Below are 7,049 nucleotides of genomic sequence, written 5' to 3'. Positions count from 1 at the left end.
CGGTAGATGCCGCGCTCGGTCCAGGCATAGACGTCGAGCGCGCCGGGCGCCGGACGTCCGGTGACGCCACGGTCGGACAGGTCGAAGCCGGCCCGGCCCATGTCGAGGAAGACGAAGTCGTTGTCGCCCTGCTTGGCCATCAGCACGGCCGGCACCATGCCGCCTTCGCCGCGCGTCAGGCCGGGGTTGAAGACGGCACGGCCCTCGGCGTCGGTGGTGGCGGTGCCGAGGATCTCGTTGTTGCGCGCGAGCAGCGTCAGTTCGGCGCCGGCGATCGGCTTGGCGCTTCCAAGCGAGCGGGCAAAGACGTTCAGCCCGTCCTGGCCGGTATAGGTGGAGAGCCCAATGTCGGAGACGACGAACCACTGCGTCGCACGCGAATCATACTCGTCGCTGTGGTCGTCGACAGCCTGGGCGGTGAGCACATAGACGCCGGGCTTGCGCTGCGGCAGCGCTTCGTCGACCGGGAACGAGGTGGTGACCTCCTTGTTGAGGTCGTTGGCGATGTCGAGCTGGCCTTCCCAGACCGGCGAACCCATCTGGTCGGAAATGTTGGAAAGATCGTAGCCGTCGAGCTGCTTCAGGAACTGATAGCCGGACAGAAGCTGCGCCAGCGAACGGTCGCCGATGCGATAAAGCTTCATCTTGGCGGCGTTCATGTTGACGGTGACGACCGGGATGCCGCGGCGCGCGCCCGCCGGCAGCACGAAGCTGTCGCCGGTGAAGCGGGCGGAAGGCGCGCGATCCTGGACATAGATCGACAGCACCACAGGCGCGCTGGTCACCTCGCCGATAGCCGCCGGCAGGCCGGCGCGGAACGTCACCTCATAGTGCTGGCCATGCTCCAGCCCTTCGACGCAGATCTGCTTGTCCTTGGCTTCGACGCCCTTGGGGGCGGCGTTGTCGACGGTGACGAACTGCGAATAGTCGACCCCGGTCTTAACCAGATCCTCGGAGAATTGCGCGCAGATGCGCGGCGCGCTGGTGTCGGCATCGACCGTGTGATCGATGACGCGGAAGCCCTTGCGGGCCTTGAGGTCGGCATAATCGGCCTGCACCGACGGTGAGCTGACCAGCGCGAGGCTTGCTTCATAAGCCTGCAGCGACGGCCGGTAGAGATCGCGGCGGTCGAGACCGGCGCCGAGCAGCGCGAGCGCTTCGGCGCGCGTCTTGGTGGTGCGCAGCAGCTTGTAGGCGTTGAAGGCGGCGGACGTGCCGTTTGTCGGCAAGGTCGACGATTCGGAGGTGTTGGAGGCCGGCTGCACGGCAAGCGTCTCGCGCGCCAGCTCGAGCCACAGATGGCCGTCATCGGGCAGCACCGTAGCCGCGGCCTCGTATTTCTGCATGGCCAGGCGATGGTCGCCGGTAAGCTGCGCCTGCTCGGCCGCGGCCTGCAGCGCCGCCAGCCCTTCGGTCGGCTTGTCATAGGCCGGATCGGTCAGCTTGTTGCGGTACTGCTGCGCCTGGTCGGCCATCCAGCTGGGGAAAAAAGCCAGTTCCGGCGGTGCGCCGATATCGGGATCGCCATCGACATTGGCGACCTTGCCGGCAATGGCGCCGTTGAAGGGTTTAAGCTGGTTATAGTCGGATTTGAGAAAGCACCATTTGGCCTTGGTGTTGTAGGTGAAGGCGCGGCAGGCGGGGTCGCCGAGGCATGTCGTCTTGCATTGGTCGAGGGTGACATTCTGGTCGGACCTGAGGTCGAACCCGAAATAGTCGGAATTGTCCGTCGTCACGATCCGCCGGGCTTCCGCCGCTTGCGCGACGCCGCTGAAGGCGAAAAAGAGAAGGACCAGGAACGAGATACCACGAGCCGCGCGCATTGCCACATCACCCTCCAGACATCGCCAGCGTTCCGGCATGATCAAGCTTCAGTCGAGCTTGTCAACGCCGGAGCTCGGCAGGTTCGCACCCGCCAACGGTTTCCATGCCGGCCAAAGGCCGGTATTTCGACAGAACCTCCATAGGACAAGGGATCACGCAATCTTGCGAAGACGCAAAAGGTGTGAATTCCAAGCCCTGTCTATTTCAGACAATTGGATTGTGGCCCCTTTACGAGCGCTTCAGAACTTCATTCCAATTTTAGTTTTGTCGACTAGGTTGTCTTAATGCCGGCGCATGAAAAGCAGATGTCAGGGGGGATCGCGCCAGGGCGCGGGCTTCCGCGCGCCCTGCTCTTGGCCGCGCTTTGCTCTGCTGTTTTCATTGCCGAATCGCGGCCGGCGACGGCCTTCGAGATCTTCGGCATCAAGCTCTGGGGCTCTGCCAGCGACGAAGACGCCGATATTGTCGATCCGCTGCGCTATTCCGTGACCATCGAGGCGCCCGATGCGGACAAGGACCTGGTCAAGAATCTGGAAAATGCCTCGACGCTGAAGGCGGACGAGGAGCGCCCGGTCTCCGGCTCGCTCGGCCTGCTGGCCAAGGCGCGGGCCGACCGCGAGGGGCTGGTCGCCGCCCTCTATGCCGACGCCCGCTACGAAGGTGTCGTCACCATAACCATCGAAGGCAAGCCGCTCGACGACTTGCCGCCCGACGCGGAGTTCAAGGGGCCGCAACCGATCCCGGTGGCCATTTCCATCGCCGCCGGACCGAAATTCACGCTCGGCAACATCAGGCTCGAAGGTGACGCCGCGGGGCTCGCCAGCGCCGATTTCGGCCTGATCGCCGGCGGCGATGCCGGGTCGGGCGCCGTGCTCAAGGCCGAAGCGCTGATCGTGCGGGCACTCAAGCAGGAGGGTCGGCCGCTGGCGACGATCACGGACCGCCAGATCGTGGCCGAGCACGCCACCTCGACGCTCGACGTGACGCTGACGGTCGCGGCCGGCCCGGTCGCCGGCTATGGCGACACGACGGTCGAAGGCACCGAGAAGGTCGATCGCGACTTCACCGAATACATGACCGGGCTGAAGCGCGGCCGCCAATATTCGCCCGACGAGATCGACGACGCGCGCGACCGGCTGCTCGGGCTGGAAGTGTTCAACAGCGTGACGATGAAGGAAGGCGAAAGCCTCGACGCCGAGGGCAATATCCCGATCAACGTCCAGGTCAGCGAGCGCAAACCGCGCTATTTCGGGCTTGGCGGCACCGTCTCCAACACGGAAGGGCTGGGGCTGGAAGGCTATTGGGGCCACCGCAACCTGTTTGGCCGCGCCGAAAAGCTGCGCATCGAGGGCGCCATCAGCGGCATCGGCAGCAACGATCTCGGCGAGCTCAACTACAATGCCGGCATCATGTTCGAGAAGCCGGGCGTGCTCGGGCCGTCATCGAAATTCTTCACTGGCGTGAAGACGGTGTTCGAGCATCCCGACGCCTACGACCATTTCTCGGTCAAGGGCAACATGGGCGTCTCCTACGACCTGGACAAGAAGCAGAGGGTTTCGGCGGAATTCGCCCTCGACTATTCACGGATCACCGACACCTTCGGCAAGCACACCTATCTGATCGCCAGCGTTCCCTTGCAGTATGTCTATGACGGCAGGGACAATCGGCTCAACCCGACCAGCGGCTTCCGCGTGCTGGCCTATGCCGAGCCCAGCTACGACCTATTGAACGGCGCGACGTTCCTCAAACTGAAGGGCGAAGGGTCGGCCTATCAGTCGCTCGACACGGCGAGCAAATTCGTTCTCGCCGAACGCGCTACCATCGGTTCCATCGTCGGCACCGGCCTGCAAAACGTTCCGGCCGACCGGCGCTTCTATTCCGGCGGCGGCGGTTCGGTGCGCGGCTATGCCTATCAGGGCATCGGCCCCAAGGATATCGACGGACAGCCGATCGGCGGGCTGTCGTTCTTCGAGACTTCGGTCGAGATGCGCATCGCCGTCACCGACACGATCGGCATCGTGCCGTTCGTCGACGCCGGCACCGTGTCGACGAAGTCGTTTCCGGACTTTTCCGACATGAAGGTCGGCGCCGGCGTCGGCGTGCGCTATCTTACACCGTTCGGGCCGCTGCGTGTCGATGCGGCGGTGCCGCTCAACCGCGGTCCGGGCGACCCGCATTTCGGCATCTATGCCGGCATCGGTCAGGCCTTCTGATGAAGACGTTCCGGCGCATCCTTCGCATTGTTCTCTACACGCTGCTCGTCGTGGTGGCGGCGGTGGTCGGCGCGCTGGTCGTGCTGACCAAGACCGAGCGCGGGCGCGACAATCTCGCCGGCATGATCTCGAATCTGGCGTCGAGCGACGAGCGCAAGGTCACAGTCAGCGGCATAGACGGCATCTGGTCCGGCGCGCTCAGGCTCGACCATGTCGTGGTCGAAGACCGCGGCGGGCCCTGGCTGGTGGCGCGCAAAGTGGCTCTCGACTGGTCGCCGCTGGCGCTTCTGTCGAAGAATTTCAGCGCCGAGCGCCTCGCTGCCGAGCGGGTCGAACTGGCGCGGCTGCCAGTGGCAAGCAATCAGCCGGCGGACAGCGGCACGACATCGCTGCCGGTTTCGATCGACGTGAAGCAGATAGACCTGCCGGAGATCGCGCTGGGCGAGGCGCTGGCCGGCAGCGGCATCGCCGAACTTGCCGCCAAGGGATCCGTCAAGGCCGAAGCCGCGCCGCTCTCGGTCGATACGGTTCTCAACGTCATCCGCCACGACGGCAAGCAAGGCAATGTCGACGCCAAGCTGCATTTCGCTCCCGCCGACAACAAGCTCGACCTCGATCTCAAGGCATCGGAGCCGGCCGGCGGTATCATCGCCAATCTGCTCCAGCTGCCGGGCCAACCGCCGGTCGAGATCGTCGTCTCCGGCACAGGACCGCTGGCCAACTGGAGCGGCATCGGCACGTTCGTCGTCGACGGCCAGATCGTCACCCAGCTCACCGGACGCCACCAGCTCACCGACAAGGGACATATGGTGGAGGCCAAGGGCGACGGCGATTTCGAGCGCTTCCTGCCCGAAAAGCTGAAGCCGTTGTTTGCCGGCAAGACCAGCTTTGATCTTGCCGGCATCGCGACCCCCAGCGGCGGCGTCGACATCGAGCGGGCGGTGGTCGAGAGCGGCTCCGTGCACAGCGCCGCCGCCGGTTCCGTCGATCCCAAGGGCGCCAGCGACCTGTCGGTCGAATTCGCCGCCAAGGGCGAGCCCGTGGTGCTCGACGTCGGCACCAAGGCGCAGCCGGTCACGGTGGCGGTCAGGAACGCCACCGTCCGCGCCTTCGGCGACGGCAAGGCGCCGATGGTCGATATCGGCGCTTCGCTGGTGTCGGTGGCGGCGGGCGGCACACAGCTCAACGATCTCACAGCCGCGATCCATTCCGACGGCTTCGACATAGAGGACCGCAGCGGCCCGATATCCATCAAACTCGCGGCCGGCGGCCTCAAGACCGACGTGGCGACACTGGAGCCGCTGGTGACCGGCAAGCTCGTCGCCGATCTCGCCGGCAAGATCAGCAAGCAGGAGATTTCCCTCGACGAGGGCACATTACGCAGCGATGCGCTGAATGCCTCGCTGACGGCGACGGTTTCGCTCACCGACCTGGCGATGAAGCTGAAGATGAATGCCGACGCGGTGTCGAGCGCGCTGCCGCCGCAGATCCGCTCGGTGCTGGGCGAGCGCGTCACGTTCTCGGCGGCCGCCACCCGCGATCCGCAAGGGGCGTTTGCCGCCAATTCGCTGTCGCTGACCTCCGGCTCGCTCAGCGCCAGCGGCACCGCCAGCGCGCAAGGCTCGGACATCCAGGCCGACGTCAAGGGAACGCTGGGCGACGTCTCGGCGCTGTCTTCGCTGGCCGGCACGCCGCTCGCCGGCGGGATCAATTTCACCCTGACCGCGAGCGGCCCGCGCTTCGCGCCGGACTTTTCGGTCTCGGCCGACAGCGCCAGCCTGACGGCGGCCGGGCGCACGGTGAAGGACGTCAAGCTTTCGGCGAAGGGCAAGGCCGACATCGCCAGCCCCCAGGCCGACATCGCACTTACCGGCGCCGTCGAGGAGCAGGCGCTGGACATAAGGGCGTCGCTGGTGACCAGCGAGGGCAAACGCTCGATCAAGGGGCTCAGCCTGGCGCTCGGCGACAACAAGGTCTCCGGCGACCTTGCGCTGGATGATCATTTGCTGCCGCAAGGAACGCTGACGCTGGCGGTGCCTGACATTGCGCCGCTGGCGGCGCTTGGCGGTCAAACGGTGACCGGCGACATCAATGGCACCATCGTCCTCGCCAAGGAAGGCGAGGCGCCGACCGTCACCATCAATGCCGCCAGTGGCTCGATCGCGCGCGGCGACGTGGCGGCGAAGACGATTACGGTCAACGCGCTGATCGCCAACTATCTCAAGAGCCCGGCGATCTCGGGTACGATCAAGGCCGACAGCGTGACATCGGGGACCACCGTCGTCAGCGGCATCGGCGTCGACCTGAAGCGCGACGGCGACTGGACCAATTTCAGCGGCGGCGCCACGATTGCCGGCATTCCGGCCACCGCCGCCGGCCGGGTCAAGATCGCGAACGGCACCACTAATGTCGAGATCGCCTCGGGCGAAGCCACCGTTCGCGGCATCAAGGCGGCGATCGCCGGACCGTCGAACCTCACCATCGCCAATGGCGTGACCAGCATCGAAAGGCTGGTGCTCGATCTTGGCGGCGGTTCGGTGACGCTTTCCGGCAAGGCTGGCCAGACGCTCGACCTCGCGGCCACGGTCTCGGCGCTGCCGGCCGCCCTTGCCAACGATTTCTCGCCCGGCCTCGACGCCGCGGGCACGCTCGACGGCACGGCCGAAGTCACCGGCCCGGCGGCAAATCCGGACGTCCGCTTCAATGCCAAGTTGACCGGCGGCGAGACCAGCCAGACCCGCCAGGCGGGGCTTGGGCCGCTCAGCCTCAATGCGATGGGAAGCTTCACCACTGCGGGCGGTATCGTCCTCGATCAGGCGATGCTTTCGGGCGAGAAGATTTCCGGCAAGGCTTCCGGCACCATCAATCCGAACGGCGCCAGCGATTTCGCCCTCGACCTTGTCTCGACGGGTCCCAGCCTGCCGCTGTCGTTCGGCAGTGCGGAAAGCCCGATCAAGCTTGGATTGCAGGCGCTGTCCGTGAAGGCGGCCGGGCAGGGCACCCAGCCTGTCT

General features: G+C 65.6%; 2 protein-coding genes and 1 pseudogene. 2 read left to right on the top strand and 1 reads right to left on the bottom strand.

Annotated elements, in window-relative coordinates; translation table 11 throughout:
* Positions 1 to 1,829 (bottom strand): PAN/Apple domain-containing protein (locus EN738_RS27885; RefSeq protein ID WP_245494758.1); only part of this gene is annotated, 1,829 nt, incomplete at its 3' end.
* A gap of 279 nt (positions 1,830 to 2,108) precedes the next feature.
* Between EN738_RS27885 and EN738_RS27880 the strand changes: the two genes are divergently transcribed.
* Both EN738_RS27880 and EN738_RS27875 read left to right on the top strand, forming a co-directional pair.
* Positions 2,109 to 4,037, top strand: a complete 1,929-nt coding sequence (locus tag EN738_RS27880) for an autotransporter assembly complex family protein (protein WP_127286475.1) — start codon at positions 2,109 to 2,111, stop codon at positions 4,035 to 4,037.
* A pseudogene (locus EN738_RS27875) lies at positions 4,037 to 7,049 on the top strand (translocation/assembly module TamB); the annotation flags it as partial. The gene EN738_RS27880 and the pseudogene EN738_RS27875, both read left to right, overlap by 1 nt.

This window comes from Mesorhizobium sp. M4B.F.Ca.ET.017.02.2.1 (genome assembly GCF_003998955.1).
Taxonomy (GTDB): domain Bacteria; phylum Pseudomonadota; class Alphaproteobacteria; order Rhizobiales; family Rhizobiaceae; genus Mesorhizobium; species Mesorhizobium abyssinicae.
Note: the sequence above shows the minus strand (reverse complement) of the source record. Positions and strands in the feature narration are given on the sequence as shown.